Raw genomic sequence first — 25,664 nt, 5'->3', positions numbered from 1 at the left:
CCACGCTCGACCCCCGCGCCGATTCGGCGCCGTCCGCCGCGCAGGCGGACCAGCCAGTACCACTGGACCGGGTCCTGTCCGCCCACGCGGACAGGACCTGTCCGCATTCGCGGGTCCGGCGAGGTCTTCACGAACAACCGCGATGGCGAGACAAACCCTGCCTGGTAAAGGTTTTCCGCCTCACCACCTGCGCTTTTGCGCCGCACTCCGGTAACTGCCCGGACACGCAGCGTCAAACTGCCCGACGCGTTTACAACGTCTTGGCAACCGGCTTGACACCAGCTGTGGTCCGGACCACTCTGCTCAACATTGGTCTACACCATTTGTCATCGACCGGCAGGGTTGCCGGACATCGAAAGGACAGACAAGTGAAGCGCTGGCTCAAACTGGCGGCGGGTGCCGCCGCCCTCACCCTCGCGACAGCCGGGTGTGCCGGTTCGGGCGGCGGTGACACCGCGTCCGGCTCTGGGGGTTCGGAAGGCGGCACGCTCACGGTCTGGCTCATGGACGGCTCCGCGCCGGACAGCCTGACGGGCGCGCTCAACAAGGAGTTCGAGGCGGCGCACGCCGGCGTCAAGGTCAACTACCAGATCCAGCCGTGGAACGGTATCCAGCAGAAGCTGACCACCGCGCTCGCGAGCGACACCCCGCCCGACGTGATCGAGGTCGGCAACACCCAGACCCCGGCGTTCGCCTCCGACGAGGTGCTCACCGACCTTTCGGCCGACGTGAACAGCTTCAACGGCTCGCAGTGGCTGGCCGGGCTCAAGGCCTCCGGCGAGTTCAACGGCAAGACCTACGGTGTGCCGTTCTACGCCGCCAACCGCGAGGTGCTCTACCGCAAGGACATGTTCGAGCAGGCCGGCATCACCGCGCCGCCGACCTCGGACGCCGAGTGGCTCGCCGACATCGCGAAGCTGAAGGCGAAGTTCGGCAGCGACAAGGACTTCCAGCCGCTGTACCTGCCGGGTCAGTACTGGTACACCCTGCTGTCCTTCATCTGGGACAACGGCGGTGACATCGCCAAGGCCGACGGCAAGAGCTTCAAGTCCACGCTCGACTCGGCCGGCGCCAAGGCGGGCCTGGAGTTCTACAAGCAGCTCGTGGACGCCTCCGGCACCACCGCGCCGAAGGACAACGACGAGGCCACCCCGCAGCAGGCCGGCATCTACGGCGGCGGCAAGGTCGCGATGTTCATCGGCACGCCGGGCGAGGTCGCCACGGCCGCCAAGACCGACCCGACGCTGACCGACAAGACCGGTGCGTTCCCGATCCCGAGCAAGACCGCGGGCCAGAACGCCCCGGTGTTCCTCGGCGGCTCGAACCTGGTGATCCCGCTCAACAGCAAGCACGCGGACCTCGCCAAGGAGTACTTGAAGCTGCTCACCAGCACCAAGTACATGAGCCAGATGGCCGCGGCCGGCTACGTGCCGGGCACCTCGACCGACACGAGCGCGCTCGACAAGGACCCGCTCGGCGGCGTGATGGCCAAGGCCTCGAAGAACGGCCGCGCCGTGCCCACCAGCCCGAAGTGGGGTGAGGTCGAAGCCGGCCAGAACCCGCTGAAGGACATGCTCACCGCCTACCTCACCGGGAAGAAGTCGATCGACCAGGCCACGGCGGACGCCAACGCCGCCCTCGACAAGATCATCGGCGGATGACCGCCACCAAAGACGTGCCGATGCCGGCGGGGGCGACCCCGCCGGCATCGGCGCACGTCACGCCGAAAACACGGCGGCGCCGCGTCGGGTTCGGCGAGCGGGCGATGCCGTACCTGCTGCTCGCGCCCGCGCTCGTCGCCGTGCTGGTGCTGCTCGGCTGGCCCACGATCCAGATGCTCGGTATCAGCCTGCGCAAGCTCGACCTGCACGAGCTCGTGACCGGCCAGATGGTGTGGGTCGGGTTCGACAACTACACCGAGGAGTTCACCGACCCGGACTTCTGGTCGGTCGCGGTGCGGACCGTCGTGTTCACCGCCGCGCTGGTGGCCGCCACGCTGCTGGTGGCGCTCGTGATCGCGGTGCTCATGCGCCACCTCAACCCGGTGATCCGGATCATCCTGCAGATCGCGCTCGTGCTCGCGTGGGCCGTGCCGGTGATCGCCACGACCACGGTGTTCCAGTGGATCTTCGACCAGCAGTACGGCATCCTCAACAAGACGCTCGACAAGCTGGGGTTCCACTCGTTCATCGGCTACTCGTGGTTCTCCACCGGCACGAGCACGCTGATGGTGGTCGGGCTGCTGGTGCTGTGGCAGGCCGTGCCGTTCGTCGCCTTCACGCTGTACGCGGGCCTGATCGGGGTGCCCCGGGAGCAGTACGAGGCGGCCGGCATCGACGGCGCCGGGCCGTGGCAGACGTTCCGCGCGGTGAGCTGGCCGGCGATCCGGCCGATCCTCACCATGGTCACGTTCCTGTCGGTGCTCTGGGACTTCAACATGTTCGGCCAGATCTGGGCCATCCGCCAGGGCGGGCCCGACGGCGCGAGCACCACGCTCGCGATCCTGCAGTACCTCAAGGGCATCGCGGGCAGCCACTTCGGCTCCGCCGCGGCGATCGCCACGATCATGCTGGTGATCCTGCTGCTGGTCACCGCGCGCTACGTGCAGCTGCTGGTGCGTTCGAAGGACGGTGAACTCGCGTGAAGAAGTCGCTGACCCAGCGGATCACGCTCTCGGTGGTCGGGCTGCTCATCGCGCTGCTGTTCTTCTTCCCGACGTACTGGATGTTCACCACGTCGCTGAAGACGCCCGGCCAGGTGCTGTCGCCGGACTACGACCTGTTCCCCTCGTCGGCGACGCTGCAGAACTTCGCCTCGGCGCTCACCAAACCGGGCTTCGTCACCTACCTCGGCAACAGCCTCATCGTGACGCTCGGGGCCGTGATCGCGGCGCTGGTCGTGGGCGTGCTGGCGGCGATCCCGCTCGCGCGGTTCCGCTTCTCGGGCCGCAAGGGGTTCCTGCTGCTGATCCTGGTCGCGCAGCTGGCGCCGCTCTCGGCGCTGTTCATCCCGATGTACCTGCTGATGCGCGACATCGGGCTGCTCGACACGCTGCCTTCGCTGCTGCTGGTCTACTTCGCCACTTCGCTGCCCTTCACCGTCTGGATGCTCTACGGCTTCATCAACGGCATCCCGTACGACCTCGAAGAAGCCGCGATGATCGACGGCTGCAGCCGCGCGGGCGCGTTCCGCCGCGTCACGCTGCCGCTGCTCGGACCCGGCCTGGTGACCACGTCGGTGTTCAGCTTCATCACCGCGTGGAACGAGTTCCTGTTCGCGCTGGTGTTCATCCACGACAAGTCGAAGCAGACGCTGCCGGTGTGGCTCTCGTCGTTCAAGACGGCGTTCTCGGTCGACTGGGGCGCGATCATGGCGGCCGCGGTGGTGTACGCGATCCCCGCGCTGATCTTCTTCCTGATCGTGCAGCGCAAGCTCGTGTCCGGCCTCACGGCCGGCGCGGTGAAGGGATGAGGCATGACTGATCCCCGGGCCTGGGCGGAAGCCGTGCTGCTGCCCGGTTTCGCGGGCACCGCGGCGCCGGACTGGTTGCGCCGCCGCCTCGGCGAGGGTCTCGGCGGCGTGATCCTGTTCGGCCGCAACGTGGTCGACGACGAGCAGGTGGCGGCGCTGACGAGCGCGCTGCGGGCCGAACGCGACGGCGTGGTGGTCGGCATCGACGAGGAGGGCGGCGACGTCACCCGCCTCGACGTGAACACCGGCTCGTTCGTGCCCGGCCCGCTCGCGCTCGGCGCGGCCGACGACCCGGAGCTCACCACCGCGGTCGCGGCGGCGCTCGGCGAACGGCTGGCCGCGTGCGGCGTCACGGTGAACCTGGCGCCGTGCGCGGATCTCACGCTCGCGGCCGAGGACCCGATCATCGGCGTCCGCGCGTTCGGGTCGGACCCGGTCAAGGCGTCGCCGCACGTGGCAGCCTTCGTGACCGGGTTGCAGAAGTACGGCGTGGCCGCGTGCGCGAAGCACTTCCCCGGCCACGGCGCGGCCACGGAGGACTCGCACGTGGCGCTGCCCGTGCTGCCGCGCACGCCCGAGGAGCTGCGCGAGATCGAGCTCGTGCCGTTCGCGGCGGCGATCTCGGTGGGAGTGCGCTCGATCATGTCGGGCCACCTCGTGGTGCGGGCCTGGGGCGAGGACCCGGCGACGCTCAACCGCGTCGCGCTCACCGACGTGCTGCGGGGTGAGCTCGGCTTCGACGGCGCGGTGATCACGGACGCGCTGGAGATGGGTGCCGTGTCCGGCGCCTACGGCCGGCACGACGGCCTCGGCTCGGCAGCGGTGCGCGCGCTGGCCGCGGGCGCCGACGCGCTGTGCATCGGCGGCGCGGCCTTCGAGGCCGACACGCTCGACCGCATCACGGCGACGATCGTGGCCGCGGTGGCCGACGGCACACTGCCGGCCGAACGGCTCGCCGACGCGGCGGCGCGCACGGCCGCGCTGGGCACTTCACCGACCCCGGCCACGCTGCGGCCGGTGGACTACGAGCTCGGCCTCTCGGCGGCCCGCGCGGCGCTGCGGATCCAGGGTGAGCCGCGGCTCACCGGGCCCGCGCTGGTCGTGGACGTGAGCACCGACCCGACCATCGCGGCCGGCCCGATGCCGTGGGGCCTCGGGCCGCACCTCACCGCGCTGGTGCCGGGCACGCGGGCGCTCACCGTGTCCCCGGCCGAGGCCGCCGCCGTGCGCGAGCAGGCCCGGGAGTTCGCGAGTGTGGTCGTGGTGACGCGTGAAGCGCACCGGCACCCCGCGGTGCTCGCGTTCCTCGCGGAGCTGGCCGACGTGGCCTACGTCCGCGTCGAAACCGGGGTGCCCGGGCCGGATTCCGGGACCGGGCCGCGGATCGACACGTTCAGCGGCTCGTACGTGAGCCTGCGGGCGGCCGCGGAGTACCTCGCCTGACCCCGGTCCGTGGGCACGGTCCCCCGACCCGTGCCCACGGACCGGCCTTCACAGCCTGCTTTCACGACTGGTTTTCACGACTCGCCTTCACGGCACCGTCGGGTCGACCAGGATCTTCGGGCCGGTACCGGGCGGACGGCGCCCGGCGAACACGTCGGCGAGGTCGGCCAGCCCGACCGTGGCCGCCACGATCGGCCGCGGATCCACGTCCCCCGCGGCGTAGTGGTCGATGGCCGCCTCGAGGCCCGGCGAAGCGCTGAGGATCCCGACCGCCGTCACGTCCTTCAACGCCAGCTGCCGCGAGTCGATGCGGCTCGGCTCGCCGGCCAGTCCGATGCAGACGAGCCGGCCCGCCGGCTCCACCAGCTCCAGCGCGCCCGCCGGCACGGCCGGGTCGCTGGTGGCGTCCACGACCGCGTCGACGGGCGACGACGGTGGCGCGGCCTCGGCGGCGAAACCGAGCTCTCGCGCGAAGGTGATCGACTCCGGTGTGACGCCGACCAGGTGGACCTCGGCGCCCGCCGCCCGCAGGAACATCGCGGTGAGCAGCCCGATCGTGCCCGGTCCGTAGACCACGACCCGGCCCTCGCCCTTCTCCCCCAGCGCGGCCCGCGCCGCCCTGAGCGCGTTGCCGCCCGGCTCGACCAACGCCCCGGCCGTGGTGTCGACCTCGGGCGGCAGCTCGTGCAGCGACGTCACCGGCACCACGATCTTCTCCGCCAGCGCCCCGGCCCGGCCGCCGCGGATCCCCACTTCCTGCCGCGTCGCGCACACGTGCTGGTGCCCGCTGTGGCAGCGCCGGCAGTGGCCGCAGCCGAGCATGGTGTCGCCGACGACCCGCCGCCCGACCCACAGGGGATGCACTCCTTCGCCGGTGGCCACGACCGTGCCGCACCACTCGTGGCCGATCCGCATCGGGTAGCGCGCCTGCCCGTCGCCGAGGTAGTGCATCTCGCCGGTGAAGAACTCGACGTCCGTGCCGCACACCCCCGCGCGCTCCACGGCCACCACGACCTCACCGAGCCCCGCGACCGGATCCGGCACCTCGGCCACCCCGGCGTCGCCGGGCCCGTGGATGACAAACGCCCTCACCGGGCCACCTCGGCACGTCCGCGCATGGCTCCGATGCTAGTGCTCGGCCGAGGTGGGGCGAGTCGATCAGCCGGCGGAGGTCACCCGCGTGGCGGCCCGCTTCACTCGCCGGGCGGGAAGTCGGCCGACCGGCTCACGTCGGCCCACTTGTCGGCTTCCGCGGCGCGCTCGGCGGACGAGCGGGCGGCCAGCTCGACCGCCGCCGCGCCGAGGATGAGGCGACGGGGCGGGTCGGTGTGGCCGACGACGTCGAGGATGATCTTCGCGGCGCGCGCGGGGTCGCCGGGCCAGGTGGCCGAGTCCTCGCGACGGCGGTTCATCGCGCCCACGGACGCGTCGTAGTCGGGGCCGACCGGGTCGACGCGCATCGACGAGCCGGCCCAGTCGGTGCGGAACGCGCCGGGCTCGACGATGAGCACGTGGACGCCGAACGAGGTCACCTCGTTGGCCAGGACCTCGGAGAAGCCCTCCACCGCGAACTTCGCGGCCTGGTAGGCGCCCATCCCGGGCGAGCCGCCGACGCGGCCGCCGATCGACGAGAACTGCACGATGGTGCCCGAACGCTGGGCGCGCAGGATCGGCAGCGCGGCCTTGGTGACGTTGACGACGCCGTAGAAGTTCGCGTCGATCTGGGCGCGGAAGTCGTCGTCGGGCATTTCTTCGATGGGTGCCGAGTTCGCGTAGCCGGCGTTGTTCACGACGACGTCGAGCGAGCCGAACGCGTCGACCGCGACCTGCACGGCCGCCCGCGCGGCCGCCGGGTCGGTCACGTCGAGGGCGACGGCGCGCACGCGGTCGCCGTAGCGCGCCACGAGGTCGTCGAGCTGCTCGGGCTTGCGGGCGGTGGCCACGAGGCGGTCGCCGTGGTCGAGGACCGCGGTGGCCAGCTCCCGTCCGAAGCCGCGGGAGCTGCCGGTGATGAGCCAGGTCTGGGACATGAGTGCCTTCCGGAGGATCGGTGCTGCTCATTCCATGAGACACCGATCCGGCCGTTTTGGCAACCAACCGGTTAGTTAGTTGGACCACTGCGCCCACGCCTCCGGCGTTCGCCCGCGGGGCCGTCAGACCACGGCCACGCCCGCCCGCACCGCCTCCGTGATCCGTTCGGCTCGCTCGGCGAGGCCGTCGACCTCCGCTGCCACCGGTACCTCGGCGCCGGTCCGGCTCTCGATCGCGACCCGCGCGGTCACCACGGCCGACCGGATCGCCTCGGCGGCGGCCGCCACGTCGAGCAGCGCGCCGCCGCGCACTTCATCCAAGCGCTGCTCGGCCACGGTGAGCAGGTCGCCCGCCGCCGCGATCACGGCCGCGGCGGGACGGCAGGCCTCGGCGAGCGCCGGATCCCGGCGCACCGCGAACGCGTCCTGCTCGGCGAGCCGCAGCCCGTGCATCCAGCCGCCGCCCGCACTGCCGGCCCCACCGCCGCTCACGTCGCCGACCGCACTGCCGATCTCGCCGTTGCCGGTGCGCGCAAGCAACGCGGCGGCCTGTGCCAACGCCAGGGCCGCGACGGTCCCGCCCGCGGGCACCGAAGCCCCGACCGCCGGCGTCGCGAGGAACTTCAGGAACTCGCTCATGATCTGATCCCGCACGAGAAACCCCTTTCAGCGCCGGATCCGGTCCAGGCCCGGATCCACCAACGGCTCGTCGGCCACCGTCGCGGCCACTCGCCGGCCGAAGTACTCGATCTCCACCGACGCACCGATCCCGACGGTCCCCGGCAGCCACGCGTAGGCGATCGGCCGTCCGATCGTGTAGCCGTAGGCCGCGCTCGTCACGTAGCCGGCCGGCGCGCCGTCGACGAACACCGGTTCCTTGCCCAGCACCACGGTCCTGCCGTCGTCCACGGTCAGGCAGCGCAGCCGGCGCGCCGCGGTGTCCTCGGTGTGGCCCTCGATCGCGTCGCGACCCACGAACGGACCTTTCGCCGGGCGAACGGCGAAGCCCACTCCGGCCTCGTACGGATCGTGCTCGGTGGTCAGGTCCGTGCCCCAGAGCCGGTAGCCCTTTTCGAGACGCAGACTGTTGAACGCCGCCCGCCCGGCCGCGATCACGCCGAGCCGCTGCCCGGCCGACCACAACGCGTCCCACAGGCGCAGGCCGTTGTCGGCCGAGGTGTAGATCTCCCAGCCGAGCTCGCCCACGTAGGACAGGCGCAGTGCGGTCACCGGCACGCCGGCGATCCGCGCCGAGCGCGCCCGGAAGTACTTGAGCCCCGCGTGCGAGAAGTCCTCCGCCGACAAGGGCTGCACCAGGTCGCGCGCGAGCGGTCCCCACACGCCGACGCAGCACGTGCCGCCGGTGGTGTCGCTCACGCGAACGCCCTGCGGCACCACCGAATTCAGGTACGCGACGTCGAGGTTGCCGTTGATCCCGACCTGGAACACGTCGGCCTCGAGGCGCGCCACCGTGACGTCACTGCGCACACCACCGGCGTCGTCGAGCATCAGCGTGTAGGTGACCGACCCGACGGACTTGTCGAGCTGGTTCGTGGTGAGCCCCTGCAGGAACTCCAGCGCGCCCGGCCCGCTCACCTCCACGCGCTTGAGCGGCGTCATGTCGTACAGCGCCACGCCGTTGCGCGTGTGCCACGCCTCGGCCGCCACGATCGGCGAGTGGAACTGCCCGGCCCACGCGTCGCGTGCCGGCGGAAGGTACTCGTGCGGCAGCTGCTTCACCAGCGGCGCGTTGGCCTCGAACCAGTGCGGCCGCTCCCAGCCGCCGGCCTCCAGGAACACCGCGCCCAGCTCGCGCTGGCGCGCGTGGAACGGGCTCACCCGCAGATCACGCGGCGAAAGCTTGGGCTGCAAGGGATGCAGGACGTCGTAGATCTCCACGAAGTTCTGCTGCGAGGTCTCGCGCACGTACTCCGGCGCGAGCTGCACCTCCTCGAACCGGTGCACGTCGACCTCGTGCAGGTCGGTCTCGGACCGGCCGTGCACCAGCAGTTCCGCCACGGCCTTCGCGATCCCGGCCGAATGCGTGACCCACACCGCCTCGGCGATCCAGAACCCGCGCACGTGTTCCGACTCCCCCACCAGCGACCCGCCGTCGGGGGTGAAGGAGAAGATGCCGTTGAAGCCTTCCTCGACCTTGGTCCGGCCGAGCGCGGGCAGCAGCAGCTTGCTCTGCTCCCAGGAAGGCGCGAAGTCCTCGTCGGTGAACGGCAGCATCGACGGCATCGACGATTCCGTGACCTCCCCGTCGACGCCGCCGGGTTCGACGGGCATCGGCCGGTGCGCGTACGAGCCGATGCCGAGGCGGTCGACGTGCTCGCGGAAGTAGAGGTCCTGGTCCTGGTGGCGCAGGATCGGCAGGCTCGCCTCGCTCGTCTCGGTATTGCGTCCCACCAGGTCCGCGACCTGGCCCGTCTTCGCGTACTGGTGCGCGAGCGGCAGCAGCGGCACGGTCATCCCGGCCAGCGCGCCGAGCTCGACTCCCCAGAACCCGGCGCACGACACCACGACGTCCGCCGTGAACTCGCCCTGGTCCGTCTCGACGCCCGTCACCCGGCCGCCGGCTTGCTTGAGACCCGTGACCTTCGTGGAGCCCACGAACCGCGCGCCCCGCGACTCAGCCCGGCGCGCGAGCGCCACCACGGCGCGTGACGCTTTCGCCAGCCCGTCGGTCGGCACGTACAACGCGCCGTGAACGCGTGAGCCGTCCAGCAGCGGCCAGCGGCGCAGGCACTCGTCGACGTCGATCAGCCGCGCGTCGACGCCCCACGAGGTGGCCCAGCCGTGTTTGCGGTGCAGGTCCTGCCACCGCGCCGCGGTGCTCGCCACCTCCATGCCGCCGACCTGGTTGAAGCACGGCAGACCGTCGACCTCCAGGCCGCTGAACTTCTCCACGGTGTAGCGGGCGAACTCCGTCATCGTCTTCGACGGGTTGGTCTGGAACACGAGACCGGGCGCGTGCGAGGTCGAGCCGCCGGTGAGCGGCAGCGGGCCCTGGTCGAGCACGGTGACGTCGGTCCAGCCGCGCGCGGTGAGCTCGTCGGCGAGGTTGGCGCCCACGATGCCGGCGCCGATGATCACGACTCGGGTCATGAGAAGAACTCTCCTTACCGGAAGACGACGGTGCTGTTGCCGTTGAGCAGGACCCGGCGTTCGCAGTGCCAGCGGACCGCCCGCGACAGGGCGAGCGCCTCGGCGTCGCGGCCCACGGTCACCAGCTCGCGCGGCGAGTACGTGTGGTCCACCCGCTGCACCTCCTGCTCGATGATCGGTCCCTCGTCGAGGTCGGGGGTCACGTAGTGCGCGGTCGCACCGACGTACTTCACGCCCCGGTCGTAGGCCTGGTGGTACGGCTTCGCGCCCTTGAAACCCGGCAGGAACGAGTGGTGGATGTTGATGGCCCGGCCGGCGAGCTTGAGGCAGAGGTCGTTGGACAGCACCTGCATGTAGCGCGCGAGCACGACCAGGTCGGTCTCGTACTCGCCGATGAGGTCGAGCAGCCGCTGCTCGGCCTCGGCCTTGGTGTCCGGGGTCACCGGCACGTGGACGAACGGCACCCCGGCGGCCTCGGCCATCGGCCGCAGGTCCTCGTGGTTCGACACCACCAGCGCGATCTCGGCGCCCAGGCTGCCCGCGCGCCAGCGGAAGAGCAGGTCGTTGAGGCAGTGCCCGAACTTCGACACCATCACCAGCAGCCGCGGCGCGGTGCCGTCGGCGAGCTCGAACTCCATCCCGAAGTCGCCGGCCACGGTGCCGAACGCGCGGCGCAGATCATCCACTGTGGACGGTCCGGCGCAGGTGAACGAGGTGCGCAGGAACAGCGAGCCGCGCACGTCGTCGTCGAACTGCTGGTGCTCCACGATGTCGCAGCCGCGGTCCAGCAGGAACGTGGTCACGGCCTGGACGATGCCCGCCCGCTCGGGACAGCTCAGCGTCAGCGTGAAGGCCATGACGCCTCCTCGGTGCCGTAGCTGCGGTCAGTGTCGTCGATGCTGTCGGTGGTGTACTCGGTGGCCGCGTCGGCGAGCCAGGCGGCGAAGTACGGCGCGAAGGACTGGCGCACCAGCACGGTGAACTCGTCGCCGGCGCGGACGAGCAGCACGATCCCAGTGCGGGCCAACAGGGTCTGCACACACGTGCCGGGCGGCGACGCGGCCGGGTCGAGGTCGATCGCGCAACCGTGCGCGAGCACGTCCCGCACGGCCGGTCCGGCGAGGCGGACGGTGGTGCGCTGCGCCGAGGTGTCGGTGACCGCCCCGACCACGATCGCCTCCCGCAGCGCCGCTTCGATCTCCGCGGCGAGGCCGGGCGCGGCCAGGACCAGGTACTCGTCCGGGCCCAGCCACAGCACGTCGACGGTGCCGAACCGGCCGGTGCCCGAGGTGAACGTGCACGGTTCGTCGGGCAGCGGCACACCGAGCACTCCGCCGGTGGCCGCGTGGCCCACGCGCACCCGCACGGTGAGCTGCGTCAGGAACGGCCGCTCCTGCGCGAGCACGGCGGGAGCGAGGGCGGCCAGCGCGCCGGCGTGGTCCTCGAGCGGGGCGCGGCGCTTCAGGTCAGCCGTCACGGCGGGCCCCTTCCTGGTCGAACAGCACGGACTCGGTCACGGTCACCGGCACCACGGCGTCGCCGACCGGCACGTACAGGGTCTGGCCGACGCGTTCGCGCCCGGACCGCACGAGAGCAAGCGCGAAGGTGCGGCCCAGCGCGGCGCTGCGGTAGCTCGACGTGACGTGGCCGAGCATGCGCACCGGCGGCGCCGGCACGTGGTCGGTCTCGATGAGCTGCGAGCCTTCCGGCAGCAGCACGGCCGGGTCCTGCGGCAGCAGGCCCACGAGCTGCTTGCGGTCGGGCCGCAGGTTCTCCGCGCGGGTGAACGAGCGCTTGCCGAGGAAATCGGGCTTCTTCTTCGACACCGCCCAGCTCATGCCGAGATCCTGCGGGGTCACGGTCGCGTCGGTCTCCTGCCCGATGATCGGGTAGCCCTTCTCCGCGCGCAGCACGTGCATGGTCTCCGTGCCGTAGGGCGTGATCCCGTGTTCGGCGCCGGCTTCGAGCAGCGCTTCCCACAACGCGATCCCGTGCCACGAAGGCACGTTGATCTCGTACGCCAGCTCACCGGAGAAGCTGATCCGACACACCCGGGCCGCGATGCCCGCGACCTCTGTGTCGTGCCAGGTCATGAAGCCGAACGCCTCGCCTGCCACGTCGAGGTCCGGCGCCACCTTCGCCAGCACCGCGCGCGAGCGCGGGCCGACGAGCGGGACCGTGGCCCAGTGCTCGGTCACCGAGGTGGCGAACACGCGCAGGTGCGGCCACTCGGTCTGCAGCCACTCCTCCATCCACTCCAGCACCATCGCCGCGTTGCCGGTGGTCGTGGTCACGAGGAAACGGTCGTCGGCCACGCGGATCACCGTGCCGTCGTCGATGACCATGCCGTCGACTCCGCACATCACGCCGTAGCGGATGCGCCCGACCTTGAGCGAGCTCATCAGGTTCGTGTAGAGCAGGTCGAGGAACGCCGCGGCGTCCGGGCCCTGCACGTCGATCTTGCCGAGCGTGGAGCCGTCCATGAGCGCGACGCCGGTGCGCGCGGCCCGGCATTCCCGCAGCACCGCGGCTTCGAGGTCCTCACCGGGCCGCGGGTAGTACCACGGCCGCTTCCACTGGCCGACGCTCTCGAACTCCGCGCCGTGCTCGACGTGCCACGGGTGCAGCGCCGTGACCCGCACGGGATCGTGCAGCTCGCCGCGGTTGCGCCCGGCCAGCGCGGCGAACGACACCGGCGTGTAAGGCGGGCGGAAGGTGGTCGGCCGCTGCTCGGCCAGGTCCCGGCCCAGCGCCTCGGCGGTGATGCCCGCGGCGAGCAGTCCGGACGTCTTGCCCTGGTCGTGGGCGGTGCCGATGGTCGTGTAGCGCTTCACGTGCTCCAGCGACCGCAGGCCGGCGCCGGTCGCGCGCAGCACATCGGACACGGTGGCGTCGCGCTGCAGGTCCACGAACCGGGTGTCCACTTCGGACTCCGCCGCCGGGACCTGCCACAGCACCTTCACCTCGGGCAGCCCGTCACCGGCCGCGCTCCCGACCACGCTGATCCGGGGATGCCCGCCGTCCGGCACGTAGGCGCCCAGCTTCGGCGCGTAACGCAGCCGGCCGCGGGCCTGGCTGAACAGGTGCACGGCCGGGTTCCAGCCGCCGGACACCAGCAGCAGGTCGCAGGCGAACCGATCGCCGTGAGTCGCCCCCAGTTCCGCCACGACCGCCGACGTGATGCGGTCGCCCCCGGCGGTGCCGACCACGCCGTGGCCGGTCCGGATCTCGATCGCGCGGGCGGCGGCCGCCTCGGCGAGCCGCTCCGGGACCGTGTCCCGGGCGTCGGCGATCACCGCGATCTCCGCCCCGGCGTCGGCCAGGTCGAAAGCGGCGTCGTACGCGCTGTCGTTGGTGGTGAACACGACCGCGCGTCGCCCGGCAAGCACGCCGTAGTGGTTCAGGTAGGTCCGTGCCGCCCCGGCGAGCATGATGCCGGGCCGGTCGTTGTCCGGGAACACCACGGGCCGCTCGTGCGCGCCGGTCGCGAGCACGATCCGCTTCGCGCGGATCCGCCACACGCGCTGCCGCGAGATCCGCTCGGGCGCCGCGTGCTCCCCACGGCGTTCCAACGCCAGCACGAACCCGTCGTCGTACACGCCGAACGCGCTCGTGCGGGAGAGGAACCGGACACCATTGGGGACCGCACCGCTCGGCTCGGGCCGGTCGTCGACCAGGAGCACGCGTCCGGAGGCGGCGGCCGCGGCGGCCAGCCCGGCCGGTCCGGCGCCGACGACCAGCACGTCGCAGTGCACGTGTTTGGCGTCGTAGCGCGCCGGATCGGGCTCGGCGGCGAGCCTGCCCTGACCGGACAGTCCTCGCGCGACCAGGCCGTCGTACAGCTCGACCGTGGTCGCGCCGAGCATCGGCTCCGGGAACGGCGCCTCGATCTGCACGAGCGCGGTCGCGTCCTCGACCCCGGCGGCGAGGATGCCGCGCGGGCGGCCGTACTTGATGCTGGTGGCGACCTGGTGGATGCCGTTCGCCAGCAGCGCCGACGCGAGCGTGTCGCCGCGGAAGCCGGTGAGCTCGCGGCCGTCGAAGGTGAACTTGAGCGGCGCGGTGCGGTCCACGCGGCCGCGGCCGGGCAGGCGCGTCACGGGATCACCGGCCGGGGCTCGTCGAGGCGGTAGACCGCCAGCAGGTCGTGGGTGCGGGTGTCGCGCACGGCATTGAACCACCGCCGGCAGCCGGCGGAGTGCGTCCAGCGCTCGGGCAACGGGCCGCTGGGGTTGGCCCGGAAGAACACGAACTTCGCCCAGTCCTCATCGGACAGTGCGGCCGGGTCCGCGGGGTAGGCGACGTGCGCCTGGCCCCCGTAGTGGAACTCGGTCTCTTCGCGCGGCCCGCACCACGGGCAGGGGATGAGTTGCACGGGAACTCCTAGTGGGCGACGGCGGCGGCGCCGTGCTCGTCGACGAGGGCACCGGTGGTGAACCGGTCGAGGGTGAAGGGCTCGGCGTAGGGGTGGGGCTTGCCCTTGGCCACGGTGTGGGCGAAGCAGTCGCCGACCCCGGGCGTGGCCTTGAACCCGCCGGTGCCCCAGCCGCAGTTCACGTACAGGTTCTCCACCGGCGTGAGACCGACGATCGGCGACGCGTCCGGGGTCACGTCCACGATCCCGGCCCACGTGCGCAGCAGGTGCGCCCGCGCGAACACCGGGAACAGCTCGAGCGCGGCGGCCATCTGGTCCTGGATGATGTGGAACGCGCCGCGCTGGCCGTAGCCGGCGTAGGCGTCGATGCCGGCGCCCATCACCAGCTCGCCCTTGTGCGCCTGGGAAACGTAGACGTGCACGGCGTTGGACATGACCACGGTCGGGTGCACGGGTTCGAGCAGCTCCGACACCAGGGCCTGCAACGGGTGCGACACCAGCGGCAGCTCGAACCCGGCCAGCTTCGCGACCACCGACGAGTGCCCGGCCGCGCACAGCGCGACCTTGCCCGCGCCGATCCGGCCGCGGGTGGTCTCGACAGCGGTCACCCGCCCGGCCGTCTTCTCGATGCCCGTGACCTCGCAGTCCTGGATCAGGTCCACGCCCAGCGCGGCCGCCGCGCGAGCGAAACCCCAGGCCACGTAGTCGTGTTTCGCGATGCCGGCGCGGGGCTGGTAGGTCGCGCCCAGCACGGGGTAGCGCACGTCGGGTGAGGTGTTGACGATCGGGCAGAGCTCCTTCACCCCGGCCGCGTCCACCCACTCGGCATCGATGCCGTTGAGCTTGTTGGCCTCGACCCGGCGCACGCTGTCGCGCACGTCCTGCAGGCTGTGCGCGAGATTGAGCACCCCGCGCTGGCTGAACAGGATCGGGTACCCGAGGTCCTCTTCGAGGCCTTCCCACAGCTTGAGCGAGTGCTCGTAGATGCCGGAGCTCTCGTCCCACAGGTAGTTGGACCGGATGATGGTGGTGTTGCGGGCCATGTTGCCGCCCGCGAGCCAGCCCTTCTCCACCACGGCGACGTCGGTGATGCCGTGGACCTTCGCGAGGTAGTAGGCGGTGGCGAGGCCGTGGCCGCCCCCGCCGACCACCACCACGTCGTAGGACTTCTTCGGTTCCGGGTTGTCCCAGAGGAAGTCGGGGTGTTCGGGCAGGTCGGTCACCACGCCGCCTCCAGGTCCGGGTAGAGCGGGAAGCGCTCGGTCAGCGCGCTCACGCGGGCGCGCAGCTGTTCGGCCACCGCGTCGTCGAAACCGGGCAGCAACGCGAGGGCCACGAGGTCGGCGACCTCGCGGAACTCCTCGTCGCCGAACCCGCGGGTGGCCAGCGCGGGCGTGCCGATGCGCAGGCCGGAGGTGACCATCGGCGGGCGTGGGTCGAACGGCACCGCGTTGCGGTTCACCGTGATCCCCACCGCGTGCAGGCGGTCCTCGGCCTGCTGACCGTCCAACACGGACTCGCGCAGATCGGCGAGCACCAGGTGCACGTCCGTGCCGCCGGTGAGCACGGAGACGCCGGCCGCCGCCGCGTCGTCGGCCAGCAGCCGTTCGGCGAGCAGCTTCGCGCCGCGCAGGGTGCGCTGCTGGCGTTCGGCGAACTCCGGCTCGCCGGCCATCTTGAACGCGACGGCCTTGGCTGCGATCACGTGCTGCAGCGGGCCGCCCTGCTGACCGGGGAACACGGCCGAGTTGATCTTCTTGGCCAGGTCCGGGTCGTTCGTGAGCACCACGCCGCCCCGCGGGCCGCCAAGGGTCTTGTGCGTGGTGGTGGTCGTGACGTGCGCGTGGGGCACCGGCGACGGGTGCAGCCCGGCCGCCACGAGACCGGCGAAGTGGGCCATGTCCACCATCAGGTAGGCGCCCACCTCGTCGGCGATCGCGCGGAACCGCGCGAAGTCGAGCTGACGCGGGTAGGCCGACCAGCCGGCGATGATCAGCTTCGGCCGGTGCTCGCGCGCCAGCCGCGCGACCTCGTCGAGGTCAACGCGGAAGTCCTGGGCGGAAACCTCGTAGGCCGAGACTTCGTAGAGCAGGCCCGAGAAGTTGATCCGCATCCCGTGGGTGAGGTGCCCGCCGTGGGCCAGCGAGAGGCCGAGGATCCGGTCGCCGGGCTTGAGCAGCGCGGCCATGGCGGCGGCGTTGGCCTGCGCGCCGGAATGCGGCTGCACATTGGCGAACCGCGCGCCGAAGAGCTCCTTCACGCGTTCGCGGGCGAGGTTCTCGAGCACGTCCACGTGCTCGCACCCGCCGTAGTAGCGCCGGCCGGGATAGCCCTCGGCGTACTTGTTGGTGAGCACCGAGCCCTGGGCCTGCAGCACCGAGAGCGGCGCGAAGTTCTCGCTGGCGATCATCTCGAGCGTCGAGGCCTGGCGGTGCAGCTCGGCGCCGATCGCGGCGGCCACGTCCGGGTCGAAGTCCCGCAGGGAGCGGCCGAGCACGGCGCCCGCCTCCCCGATCGTCGAGGTCATTCCTGCCCGCTTCCGTTGGTAGTACTCACAACTGGCTGGTCGACTTCTGATATATCAATCTTCGATGTAGGGTAGGCGGGGTGAGCACCCAGGTCAACAGCCCGATCCCGGTCACCGGCCCGTCACTGGCGGAGCAGGCCTACCTGTTCATCCGCGACCGCCTCGTGATGCTCGACATCAAACCGGGCGACCCGATCAACGAGGACTGGCTCGGCAGCACGCTCGGCATGGGCCGCACCCCCGTGCGCGAGGCGCTGAAACGCCTCGAGACCGAGCACCTCGTGATCGCCTACCCGCGCCGCGGCACCTTCGCCACGGACGTGAACATCTCCGACCTCGCGCACATCTCCGAGGTGCGCCGCACACTGGAGCCGCTGGCCACGGCCGCGGCGGCCGAGCGCGCGACGGACGCCGACCGCGCGGGACTCACGGTGCTGCGCGAGCAGCTCGACACCGGCGCCCCGGCGGGCCCGGCCGACAACACCGAACTGCTGCGCACCGACCTCGACCTGCACCGCGCGATCTACCGCTGCGTGCACAACCCGTTCCTCGAAGACACGCTGATCCACTACGACAACCTCGCCACCCGCATCTGGTGCGTGTTCCTGCCCCGCCTGCGCGGCCTCGCCGGCCACGTGAACGAGCACCTGCCGCTGCTCACGGCGATCATCGAGGGCGACGCGGACAAGGCCGCCGCCCTCACGCTCGACCACGTGACCGGGTTCGAACAGGCGATCCGCGCGCTCATCTAGCCACCGCCCGGTTCCCCTCTTACGACTGTTACGTCCGAAGCGTGTGCGTCACAGATCGTTTTGTGGTCTGATGTGCCCCGTTACCCGATTCGGGATCCAGGGGGAATCGATGAAAAGCGTCATCTGGTGGTCCATTGCCGTGCTCTTCGGGCTGGGGCTGGTGGCGAACGGCCTGTTCTACACCCCGAGCCCCGACGGCAAGGTGGTGTGCGGCAGCGAGGAGATGCGGCCGGGCGACACCTGTGAGCGGACGCAGTACGGGGTGACCTCGACCGAGACCTACGACGAGAAGCTGCGGGACTCGATCGACAACGCGAAGTCCTTCAACGGCGGCGGCCGGTGGGTCAGCGTCGGCATCGGCACGGGCATCGCGGGCCTGGCCGGGTGGCGGCTGGTCGTCGCACTTCGGCGCAGGGCCCGGCTGGGCTCCGGCCCGGTGAACCAGGGCGCGGCCGGACACCAGGCGGGTTTCGCGCCGCCGCCGGGGTTCGCGCCGCAGGATCAGTTCAGCGCGCCGGGGCAGGTCAACCCGGCACAGGTCAATCCGGCGCAGTTCAACCCGCAACAGTTCAATGCGGCGCAGTCCGACCCGGCGGCGTTCACTCCGCCGGCACCGTTCGATCCACAAGGGCAGTTCCCTCCGCAGGCGGCTCCGGTCTGGCAGGACTCTCCTCAGCAGCCGGGGTTCCAGCCGCAGGCGGCGTACCCGCAGCAGCAGCCCGGATTCCCGCAGCAGCAAGGGTTCCCGCCGCCGGGGTACCAGCCGCCGAGCGGGCCGTACCAGGGGTAGGGGCCGAGACGTCCCGGCAGGCCGGTCCGAACCGAGCGCGAGCGAGGCCGCGGGCCGGCCGATCCCGTCATAATGGACGGCGTAATGGTCGGCGCGATCCGGTGCCACCGTGAGGATCGCGCCGACCATCACCGGACCGACCCCGCCCGGCCCGGCTCAGTCTTCGGTCCGCGCCCGCACCCAGTCGTGGAACGCGCCGATGTGGTGCTCGCTCGGCACGAGCACACCGCCGCGCGCGTAGGAGCGCGAGCCCATCGCGAGCTGGCACCGTTCGCACGCCTCGAAGTCCTGCAGGTTCACCCGGTGGAACAGTTCCACCGAACGGTCCAGGTCCACTCCGGACGCCACCACCTCCGGCAGGTACAGCCAGTCGCACACCACCAGCGTGCGGTCGGGCGCCAGCGGGAACATCCGGTGCAGGATCACGTGGTCCGGCACGAGGTTCACGAACACCTGCGGCCGGATCGTGATCGCGTAGTAGCGGCGGTCCTGGTGCTCCCCCACGCCCGGCAGCCGGGTCACGCCGGCGCTGCCGTCCACGGTGAACCCGGCGATCTCCTCGCCGAACTCCGCGCCGTGGCCCACGTAGTACTGCGCGGCGTAGCCGTCGGCGAACTCCGGCAGCACCTCGGTGAGCTCCGGGTGGATCGTCGCGCAGTGGTAGCACTCCATGAAGTTCTCGATGATCTGCTTCCAGTTGGCCCGCACGTCGTACTCCACGCGCCTGCCGAGTGAAAGCCCGTCGAGCCCGTACGCCTCGATCTCGCCCGGCCCGCCGAGCCGGTCGGCGACGTCGGCCATCACCGTGGCCTCGAACGACGGCGGTTCCTCGGCCAGGCACACCCACGCGTAGCCGAGCCACTCGCGCACGGCCAGGCGGGTCAGCCCGTATTCGGTGCGGTCGACGTCGGGCATGCCGGTGAGGTTCGGCGCGGCGATCAGCTTGCCGTCGAGGCCGTAGGTCCACGCGTGGTACCCGCACTGGAACGCGCGCTTGACCTGACCGCTCGCTTCGGTGCACAGGCGCGCGCCGCGGTGGCGGCACACGTTGAGGAACGCGTTGACCGCGCCGTCGCGGCCGCGGGCGACGAGCACGCTCTCGCGGCCGATCTGCACCGTCTCGAAGGAACCGGGCGCCGCGAGGTCCGCGGTGCGCACGGCGCAGAACCAGTCCGTCTCGAAGATCCGCTCCTGCTCACGGGCGAAGATCTCCGGATCGGTGTAGTGGCGGCCGGACAGCGTCGGCAGAAGGCTCTGCGGGAGGTCGGTGGTCGTCACCGGCGATGCTCCTCTCGGGGCGGGACAGTCGGTGCGGGGCAGGCGTGCGGGACGAGCTCGGTGGACAACGAGCCGGCAGACGTGCGGAAGTGACCCGGCGACGATGGTGCGCCGTGCCGGCCAAGTGTCGGGCTGTTGCGCACAGCGCGCCTGGTTGCTCTCTCCGGAACACAATGCGGTCGCCCCGGCAGCGCTGTCAAGCACGGGATTTTCGCGTCACCCGATTACCGGACGCCGCGCCGAACCGGGTGCGCGGAAGCGGTTTCGCCTGCGCGCCAACGCATCCGTCAGGCCGGCGGGCCCTCGATCGCCCGGCGGAACAAGGCCTCGATCTCCGGCCGCGTCGGCGGCGGGTCGGCCAGGGCCGCCTGCATGAGCAAGCCACAGAAGAACCCCGCGAGCAGCCGGCCGGTGAGCGGGTCGGTGCGGGTGGAGAAGAACTTGATCAGCGCGTCGTCCCACGCCGCGCTCGCCGGGCGCAGCCGCGGTCGGTGCAGGGCCGCCACGTAGAGGTCGTACTCCACGACCGTGTGCGGGTAGAGCTCGTGGATGTAACCCATGACCAGGTCGGCCAGCGCGGCGGCGAAGTCGGCGCCCGGATCGAGCGCCCGCTCCCACTCCTGCAGCTCGCGCACGTTGTTCGCGGCCGCTTCGTGCAGCGCCACCTCGAGCAGGTCGTCGAGCGTCGCGAAGTGATACGTCGTGGAGCCCAGTGGCACGCCGGCCGCGGCCGCGACGGCGCGGTGGGTCAGCCCGTCGATGCCGCGCTCGGCGACGACCTCGATGGCCGCCTTCGCGATCCGGGCGCGCCGCTCGGGGTCGTTCGGGCCGCGCAGCTTCCTGCGCCCGGCGGGGTCCGTGGTCGCCATCGCCGCGAAGCTCCTTCACTCACCGGTCTCGTCGGGGCACCGCTGATCGTCGCACGGCCTCGCGCGAACGCCGCGTGTCGGCGCCGAGAACTCGTTGTGGACATGTGTACACGCTTAGCGTACAAATGTACGCACTCGAAGTGCCGCGCGTCACACCCCGCGTGGCGAAAAGCTCCGCGAGCTGCTTGGGAAGGCCTGATGAAGGACCTCCACATCGACGGAATCTGGACCGAAGCCGCCGGCGAGGCGCGCTCGGACGTGCTCAACCCCGCCACCGCCGAAGTGCTGGCGACGGTCTCGGTGGCCGGCCCAGGCGAGGTCGGCGCCGCCGTGACCGCGGCCCGCCGGGCGTTCGACGCCGGGCCGTGGCGGAGAACGACGGCGGCCGACCGCGCCGACCTCCTCACCCGCATCGCGGCGCTGCTGCACCGCGACCGCGAGGACCTGGCCCGCACCGAAACCCTCGACACCGGCAAGACACTGGCCGAGGGCCGCATCGACATCGACGACGTCACCGCCGTTTTCCGCTACTACGCTTCGCTGGCCGGCCAGGACGCCGGGCGCGTGGTGGACACCGGCGACCCGCGCGCGATCAGCCGGATCACCCACGAACCGGTGGGCGTCTGCGCGCTCATCGCGCCGTGGAACTACCCGCTGCTGCAGATGTCGTGGAAACTCGCTCCGGCGCTCGCCGCGGGCAACACCGCGGTGCTCAAGCCGAGCGAGGTCACGCCGCTGTCCACGATCCGGCTCGTCGCGCTCGCCGAGGAAGCCGGCGTGCCGCCCGGGGTGGTGAACCTGCTGCTGGGTCCGGGCGCGGTCGGCGCGGCCCTCGTGGCCGACGCCGGGGTGGACCTCGTGTCGTTCACCGGCGGTCTCGCCACCGGCGAGAAGATCATGGCCGCGGCCGCGCGCGGCGTCCGGCGCGTGGCGCTCGAACTCGGCGGCAAGAACCCCAACGTGGTGTTCGACGACGCCGATTTCGAGACCGCGCTCGACTACGCGCTCGCCGCCGCGTTCGTCCACTCCGGACAGGTGTGCTCGGCCGGCGCCCGGCTGATCGTGCAGGACGGCGTGCACGACCGGTTCGTCGACGAGCTCGCCGTGCGGGCGGACCGCATCCGCCTCGGCGACGGCCGCGACCCGGCGAGCGAAGCGGGGCCGCTCGTGTCCGAGCAGCACCGCGCGAAAGTCGAGCGGTACATCGCCGGCGCGCTCGAAGCGGGCGCGACCCTGCGCGCGGGCGGCGGCCGCCCCGAGGATCCCGCGCTGCAGCGGGGTTTCTTCCTGCGCCCCACCGTGTTCTCCGGCTGCACGCGGGAGATGGCCGTGGTGCGGGAGGAGGTGTTCGGCCCGGTGGTGACCGTCGAGCGCTTCTCCGACGAGGCCGAGGCGATCACGCTCGCCAACGACACCGACTACGGGCTCGCCGGCGCCGTCTGGACCTCGGACGCCGGGCGGGCGCAACGCGTGGCCGGGGCCCTGCGCCACGGCACCGTGTGGATCAACGACTACCACCCCTACCTGCCCCAGGCGGAGTGGGGCGGGTTCGGCCGGTCCGGCATCGGCCGCGAGCTCGGCCCCTCGGGGCTGGCGGAGTACCGCGAGACCAAACACGTCTACCACAACATCGACCCCGTGCCGCAGCACTGGTTCAAAGGCTGACCCCTCTCCCCCGACTCCACCCCGAGGACGAATCAATGACGACTCGCTCCCAGAGCAAGGGCGGTTCCCCGGACCAGTCCGACAGCTCCGAGCTCGCGAAGTTCGGCTACCGCCAGGAGCTCGAACGCTCGCTCGGCTCCTTCTCCAGCTTCGCCGCCGGGTTCAGCTACATCTCGATCATGACCGGCGTGTTCCAGCTGTTCTTCTTCGGCTTCGGCTCGGGCGGGCCGGCGTTCATCTGGACCTGGCCGCTCGTGTTCCTCGGTCAGCTCGCCGTGGCCCTGTGCTTCGCCGAGCTGGCCGGTCAGTTCCCACTCGCGGGCTCGGTGTACCAGTGGGCCAAGCAGATCGCGAAACCCGCGACGTCGTGGCTCGCGGGCTGGATCATGATCATCGGCGCGATCGTGACCGCCGCGGCCGTGGCGGTGGCCTACCAGATCATCCTGCCGCAGGTCTCCACCGCGTTCCAGATCGTGGGCAGCGACTCCGACGCCGGTCTCACCTCGACCCCCGGCGGCGCGCAGAACGCGATCATCCTCGCGCTCGTGCTCGTGGTGTTCGCGACGATCGTGAACATCATCGGCGTGAAGCTCATGGCGAAGATCAACAACTTCGGCGTGGCCGTGGAGCTCGGCGCGAGCGTGCTGCTGATCATCGCGCTGGCCGTGCACATCAAGCGCGGCCCCGGGATCGTGTTCGACACCCATGGCACCGGCTCCGGGCACTCGCTCGGCTACCTCGGCGCGTTCCTGGTCGCGTCGCTGATGAGCGCGTACGTGTTCTACGGCTTCGACACCGCGGGCTCGCTCGCCGAGGAGACCACGCAGCCGCGCAAGCACGCGCCGCGCGCCATCATCCGCGCGCTCACGGCGGCGTTTCTCGTCGGTGGGCTCATGATGGTGATCGGCATGATGGCCGTCGGCGACCTCAACGCCGAGGAGCTGTCCACCTCGGGCATGCCGTACCTGCTCAAGAGCACGCTCGGCACCGGCCTCGGCGACGCGTTCCTGATCTGCTCGGCCATCGCGATCACGGTGTGCTGCCTGGCCGTGCAGACGGCCGCGATCCGCATGACGTTCGCGATGGCCCGCGACGGGCGGCTGCCGTTCAGCAAGGCCCTGGCGAAGGTGTCGCCGCGGTCGAAGACGCCGGTCCTGCCGGCGCTGATCACCGGTGGGCTCACCGTGGTGGTGCTGCTGATCAACCTCGGCAACCAGCGCGCGTTCTTCGTGCTCACCTCCACCGCGATCATCCTGTTCTACATCCCGTACCTGATGGTCACGGGCCCGATGCTGGTGCGCCGCCTGCGCGGGCACTGGCCGCGCCCGGAACACGGGCCGTACTTCAAGCTCGGCCGCTGGGGCACGCTCGTGAACGTCGTGGCGGTGCTCTACGGCGCGGGCATGACGATCAACCTCATCTGGCCGCGGGCCGAGGTCTACGGCGACGACCACTGGTACTTCCAGTGGGGTGCGGTGCTGGTGACCGCGCTGATCGTGGTCGTGGGCGGTGTCCTGCTCTGGTTCCGGCGCCACCGCTGGGCCACCACGCACAGCGCGGGCGAAACCCCCGCACAGCAGAGCTGACCCCGTTGGCCTGAGGGAAAAGGAGGAGACATGAGCACCGAGACCTACGACTTCGTGATCGTCGGCGGTGGGTCGGCGGGCTGCGCGCTCGCCAACCGCCTCTCGGCCGACCCGGCGAACACCGTGCTGGTCCTCGAAGCCGGCCGCGAAGACGCGAAGTGGGACGTGTTCATCCACATGCCCGCCGCGCTGACCTTCCCGATCGGCAGCAAGTACTACGACTGGGGCTACCGCAGCGAACCCGAGCCGCACATGAACCGGCGGCGGATCTACCACGCGCGCGGCAAGGTGCTCGGCGGGTCCAGCAGCATCAACGGGATGATCTTCCAGCGCGGCAACCCACTCGACTACGAGCGGTGGGCCGGCGACCCCGGCATGTCCGACTGGGACTACGCCCACTGCCTGCCCTACTTCCGCCGCATGGAGAACTGTCTCGCCGACGCGCCGGACGGGCCGTGGCGCGGGCACGACGGGCCACTGGAGCTCGAACGCGGCCCGGCGAGCAACCCGTTGTTCGAAGCTTTCTTCGACGCGGCCGTACAAGCGGGTTACCCGCGCACCGACGACGTGAACGGTTTCCGGCAGGAAGGCTTCGCCGCCTTCGACCGCAACGTCCGCAAAGGACGGCGGCTCTCGGCGGCCCGCGCGTACCTGCACCCGGTGCGGCACCGCAAGAACCTGACCGTGAAGACGCACGCGTTCGTGTCGCAGATCCTCTTCGACGGCACGCGCGCGATCGGCGTCGAATACGCGCAGGGCGGCGGCGCGCCCGGTGAGGTGTACGGCAAGGAGATCATCCTGTGCGGCGGCGCGATCAACACGCCGCAGCTGCTGCAGCTCTCCGGCGTCGGCAACGCCGCGGACCTGGCGAAGCTGGGCATCGACGTGGTGCGCGACCTGCCCGGCGTCGGCGAGAACCTGCAGGACCACCTCGAGGTCTACATCCAGTACGCGTGCAAGCAGCCGGTGTCGATGCAACCCTCGCTCGCGAAGTGGAAGCGGCCGTGGATCGGGGCGCAGTGGCTGTTCCTGCGCTCGGGCCCCGCGGCCACCAACCACTTCGAGGGCGGCGGGTTCGTCCGCAGCAACGACGAAGTGGCCTACCCCAACCTGATGTTCCACTTCCTGCCCATCGCGATCCGCTACGACGGCTCAGTGCCGGCGGGCGGGCACGGCTACCAGGTGCACGTGGGACCGATGTACGCCGACACCCGCGGCTCCGTGAAGATCACCTCGACCGACCCGCGCGAGCACCCGGCCCTGCGGTTCAACTACCTGTCCACGGAGAACGACCGCCGCGAGTGGGTGGAGGCCGTGCGCGTGGCGCGCAAGATCCTCAACCAGTCGGCCCTCGACCTGTTCAACGGCGGCGAGATCTCCCCCGGGCCGTCGGTGGAGACCGACGAGGAGATCCTCGACTGGGTCGCCAAGGACGCCGAGACCGCGCTGCACCCTTCGTGCACCGCGAAGATGGGCGTGGACGAGCTGTCGGTGGTCGACCCGGCCAGCATGCGCGTGCACGGCACCGAGGGCCTGCGCGTGGTCGACGCGTCGGTGCTGCCCTACATCCCCAACGGCAACATCTACGCGCCGGTGATGATGACGGCCGAGAAGGCGGCCGACCTGATCCTCGGCAACACCCCGCTCGCCCCGATCAAACAGCCCTTCTACCGCCACACCACCGCGTAACCGCGAGCCGGCCGGACCCGTGCGCCTCCGCGGCGCACGGGCCGGTGGTGTGCCCGCTTCCGGGGCGTGAAAATCCGC

Annotated in this window: 21 protein-coding genes; 9 read left to right on the top strand and 12 right to left on the bottom strand. The window is 71.2% G+C overall.

The features are described 5' to 3' along the window. The first annotated feature begins 368 nt into the window (after positions 1–368). Genes VSH64_RS11920 through VSH64_RS11905 form a run of 4 tightly spaced genes read left to right on the top strand, consistent with a single transcriptional unit; the run spans position 369 to position 4,914 of the window. Complete coding sequence (locus tag VSH64_RS11920; RefSeq protein WP_326835618.1) at positions 369–1,661, top strand: sugar ABC transporter substrate-binding protein; 1,293 nt, start codon at positions 369–371, stop codon at positions 1,659–1,661. After that, complete coding sequence (locus VSH64_RS11915; RefSeq protein ID WP_326835617.1) at positions 1,658–2,644, top strand: carbohydrate ABC transporter permease; 987 nt, start codon at positions 1,658–1,660, stop codon at positions 2,642–2,644. The genes VSH64_RS11920 and VSH64_RS11915 overlap by 4 nt, the downstream gene beginning before the upstream one ends. Further along, positions 2,641–3,471: a carbohydrate ABC transporter permease gene (locus tag VSH64_RS11910; RefSeq protein ID WP_326835616.1), complete on the top strand. Its 831-nt coding sequence runs from the start codon at positions 2,641–2,643 to the stop codon at positions 3,469–3,471. The genes VSH64_RS11915 and VSH64_RS11910 overlap by 4 nt, the downstream gene beginning before the upstream one ends. Before the next feature lie 3 nt (positions 3,472–3,474). Beyond that, positions 3,475–4,914 carry a glycoside hydrolase family 3 protein gene (locus tag VSH64_RS11905; protein WP_326835615.1) on the top strand — a complete coding sequence of 480 codons (1,440 nt, stop codon included), beginning with the start codon at positions 3,475–3,477 and terminating at the stop codon, positions 4,912–4,914. 87 nt (positions 4,915–5,001) lie between these two features. On the opposite strand, the gene VSH64_RS11900 is transcribed toward VSH64_RS11905, so the two are convergent. The 10 genes from VSH64_RS11900 to glyA form a co-directional block, all read right to left on the bottom strand. Next, positions 5,002–6,006 (bottom strand): zinc-dependent alcohol dehydrogenase, encoded by a 1,005-nt coding sequence (locus tag VSH64_RS11900; protein ID WP_326835614.1) that lies wholly within the window; start codon positions 6,004–6,006, stop codon positions 5,002–5,004. A gap of 101 nt (positions 6,007–6,107) precedes the next feature. Continuing rightward, positions 6,108–6,944, bottom strand: a complete 837-nt coding sequence (locus VSH64_RS11895) for an oxidoreductase (protein ID WP_326835613.1) — start codon at positions 6,942–6,944, stop codon at positions 6,108–6,110. Positions 6,945–7,067: 123 nt separating this feature from the next. Next, entirely contained in the window at positions 7,068–7,583 is a 516-nt protein-coding gene (locus VSH64_RS11890) for a hypothetical protein (protein WP_326835612.1), read from the bottom strand. A gap of 27 nt (positions 7,584–7,610) precedes the next feature. Continuing rightward, complete coding sequence (locus tag VSH64_RS11885; RefSeq protein ID WP_326835611.1) at positions 7,611–10,055, bottom strand: GcvT family protein; 2,445 nt, start codon at positions 10,053–10,055, stop codon at positions 7,611–7,613. Positions 10,056–10,069: 14 nt separating this feature from the next. Further along, positions 10,070–10,912 (bottom strand): formyltetrahydrofolate deformylase, encoded by an 843-nt coding sequence (gene purU, locus VSH64_RS11880; protein WP_326835610.1) that lies wholly within the window; start codon positions 10,910–10,912, stop codon positions 10,070–10,072. After that, positions 10,897–11,532 (bottom strand): sarcosine oxidase subunit gamma, encoded by a 636-nt coding sequence (locus VSH64_RS11875; RefSeq protein ID WP_326835609.1) that lies wholly within the window; start codon positions 11,530–11,532, stop codon positions 10,897–10,899. The genes purU and VSH64_RS11875 overlap by 16 nt, the downstream gene beginning before the upstream one ends. Then, the gene (locus VSH64_RS11870) at positions 11,522–14,155 is read right to left on the bottom strand and encodes a 2Fe-2S iron-sulfur cluster-binding protein (protein WP_326835608.1); all 2,634 of its coding nucleotides are present in this window, start codon (positions 14,153–14,155) and stop codon (positions 11,522–11,524) included. The genes VSH64_RS11875 and VSH64_RS11870 overlap by 11 nt, the downstream gene beginning before the upstream one ends. Further along, on the bottom strand, positions 14,152–14,430 hold the full coding sequence (locus VSH64_RS11865) for a sarcosine oxidase subunit delta (protein ID WP_326835607.1): 279 nt from the start codon (positions 14,428–14,430) through the stop codon (positions 14,152–14,154). The genes VSH64_RS11870 and VSH64_RS11865 overlap by 4 nt, the downstream gene beginning before the upstream one ends. 8 nt (positions 14,431–14,438) lie before the next feature. Then, positions 14,439–15,653 carry a sarcosine oxidase subunit beta family protein gene (locus tag VSH64_RS11860; protein WP_326835606.1) on the bottom strand — a complete coding sequence of 405 codons (1,215 nt, stop codon included), beginning with the start codon at positions 15,651–15,653 and terminating at the stop codon, positions 14,439–14,441. Then, the gene (gene glyA, locus VSH64_RS11855; protein WP_326835605.1) at positions 15,650–16,957 is read right to left on the bottom strand and encodes a serine hydroxymethyltransferase; all 1,308 of its coding nucleotides are present in this window, start codon (positions 16,955–16,957) and stop codon (positions 15,650–15,652) included. The genes VSH64_RS11860 and glyA overlap by 4 nt, the downstream gene beginning before the upstream one ends. Before the next feature lie 80 nt (positions 16,958–17,037). Here glyA and VSH64_RS11850 point away from each other — a divergent pair, with 80 nt between their 5' ends. Both VSH64_RS11850 and VSH64_RS11845 read left to right on the top strand, forming a co-directional pair. Beyond that, positions 17,038–17,709 (top strand): GntR family transcriptional regulator, encoded by a 672-nt coding sequence (locus tag VSH64_RS11850; RefSeq protein WP_326835604.1) that lies wholly within the window; start codon positions 17,038–17,040, stop codon positions 17,707–17,709. A 109-nt stretch (positions 17,710–17,818) separates the two neighbouring features. Then, complete coding sequence (locus VSH64_RS11845) at positions 17,819–18,499, top strand: hypothetical protein (RefSeq protein WP_326835603.1); 681 nt, start codon at positions 17,819–17,821, stop codon at positions 18,497–18,499. A 156-nt stretch (positions 18,500–18,655) separates the two neighbouring features. Here the strand turns inward: VSH64_RS11845 and VSH64_RS11840 are convergent, their stop codons facing one another. Together VSH64_RS11840 and VSH64_RS11835 are read right to left on the bottom strand one after the other, a co-directional pair. After that, positions 18,656–19,777 carry an aromatic ring-hydroxylating oxygenase subunit alpha gene (locus VSH64_RS11840; RefSeq protein ID WP_326835602.1) on the bottom strand — a complete coding sequence of 374 codons (1,122 nt, stop codon included), beginning with the start codon at positions 19,775–19,777 and terminating at the stop codon, positions 18,656–18,658. A 287-nt stretch (positions 19,778–20,064) separates the two neighbouring features. Beyond that, positions 20,065–20,646, bottom strand: coding sequence for a TetR/AcrR family transcriptional regulator (locus VSH64_RS11835; RefSeq protein ID WP_326835601.1), 582 nt, complete (start codon positions 20,644–20,646; stop codon positions 20,065–20,067). 198 nt (positions 20,647–20,844) lie between these two features. On the opposite strand from VSH64_RS11835, the gene VSH64_RS11830 reads away from it, so the two are divergent. The 3 genes from VSH64_RS11830 to betA are packed head-to-tail and all read left to right on the top strand — an operon-like array spanning position 20,845 to position 25,586. Further along, positions 20,845–22,311: an aldehyde dehydrogenase family protein gene (locus tag VSH64_RS11830; protein WP_326835600.1), complete on the top strand. Its 1,467-nt coding sequence runs from the start codon at positions 20,845–20,847 to the stop codon at positions 22,309–22,311. A gap of 35 nt (positions 22,312–22,346) precedes the next feature. Next, complete coding sequence (locus tag VSH64_RS11825) at positions 22,347–23,897, top strand: amino acid permease (protein ID WP_326835599.1); 1,551 nt, start codon at positions 22,347–22,349, stop codon at positions 23,895–23,897. A gap of 30 nt (positions 23,898–23,927) precedes the next feature. Then, complete coding sequence (gene betA / locus VSH64_RS11820) at positions 23,928–25,586, top strand: choline dehydrogenase (protein WP_326835598.1); 1,659 nt, start codon at positions 23,928–23,930, stop codon at positions 25,584–25,586. Positions 25,587–25,664: the final 78 nt, after the last annotated feature.

It is taken from the genome of Amycolatopsis rhabdoformis, from assembly GCF_035918295.1.
Lineage (GTDB): Bacteria > Actinomycetota > Actinomycetes > Mycobacteriales > Pseudonocardiaceae > Amycolatopsis > Amycolatopsis rhabdoformis.
Note: the sequence above shows the minus strand (reverse complement) of the source record. Positions and strands in the feature narration are given on the sequence as shown.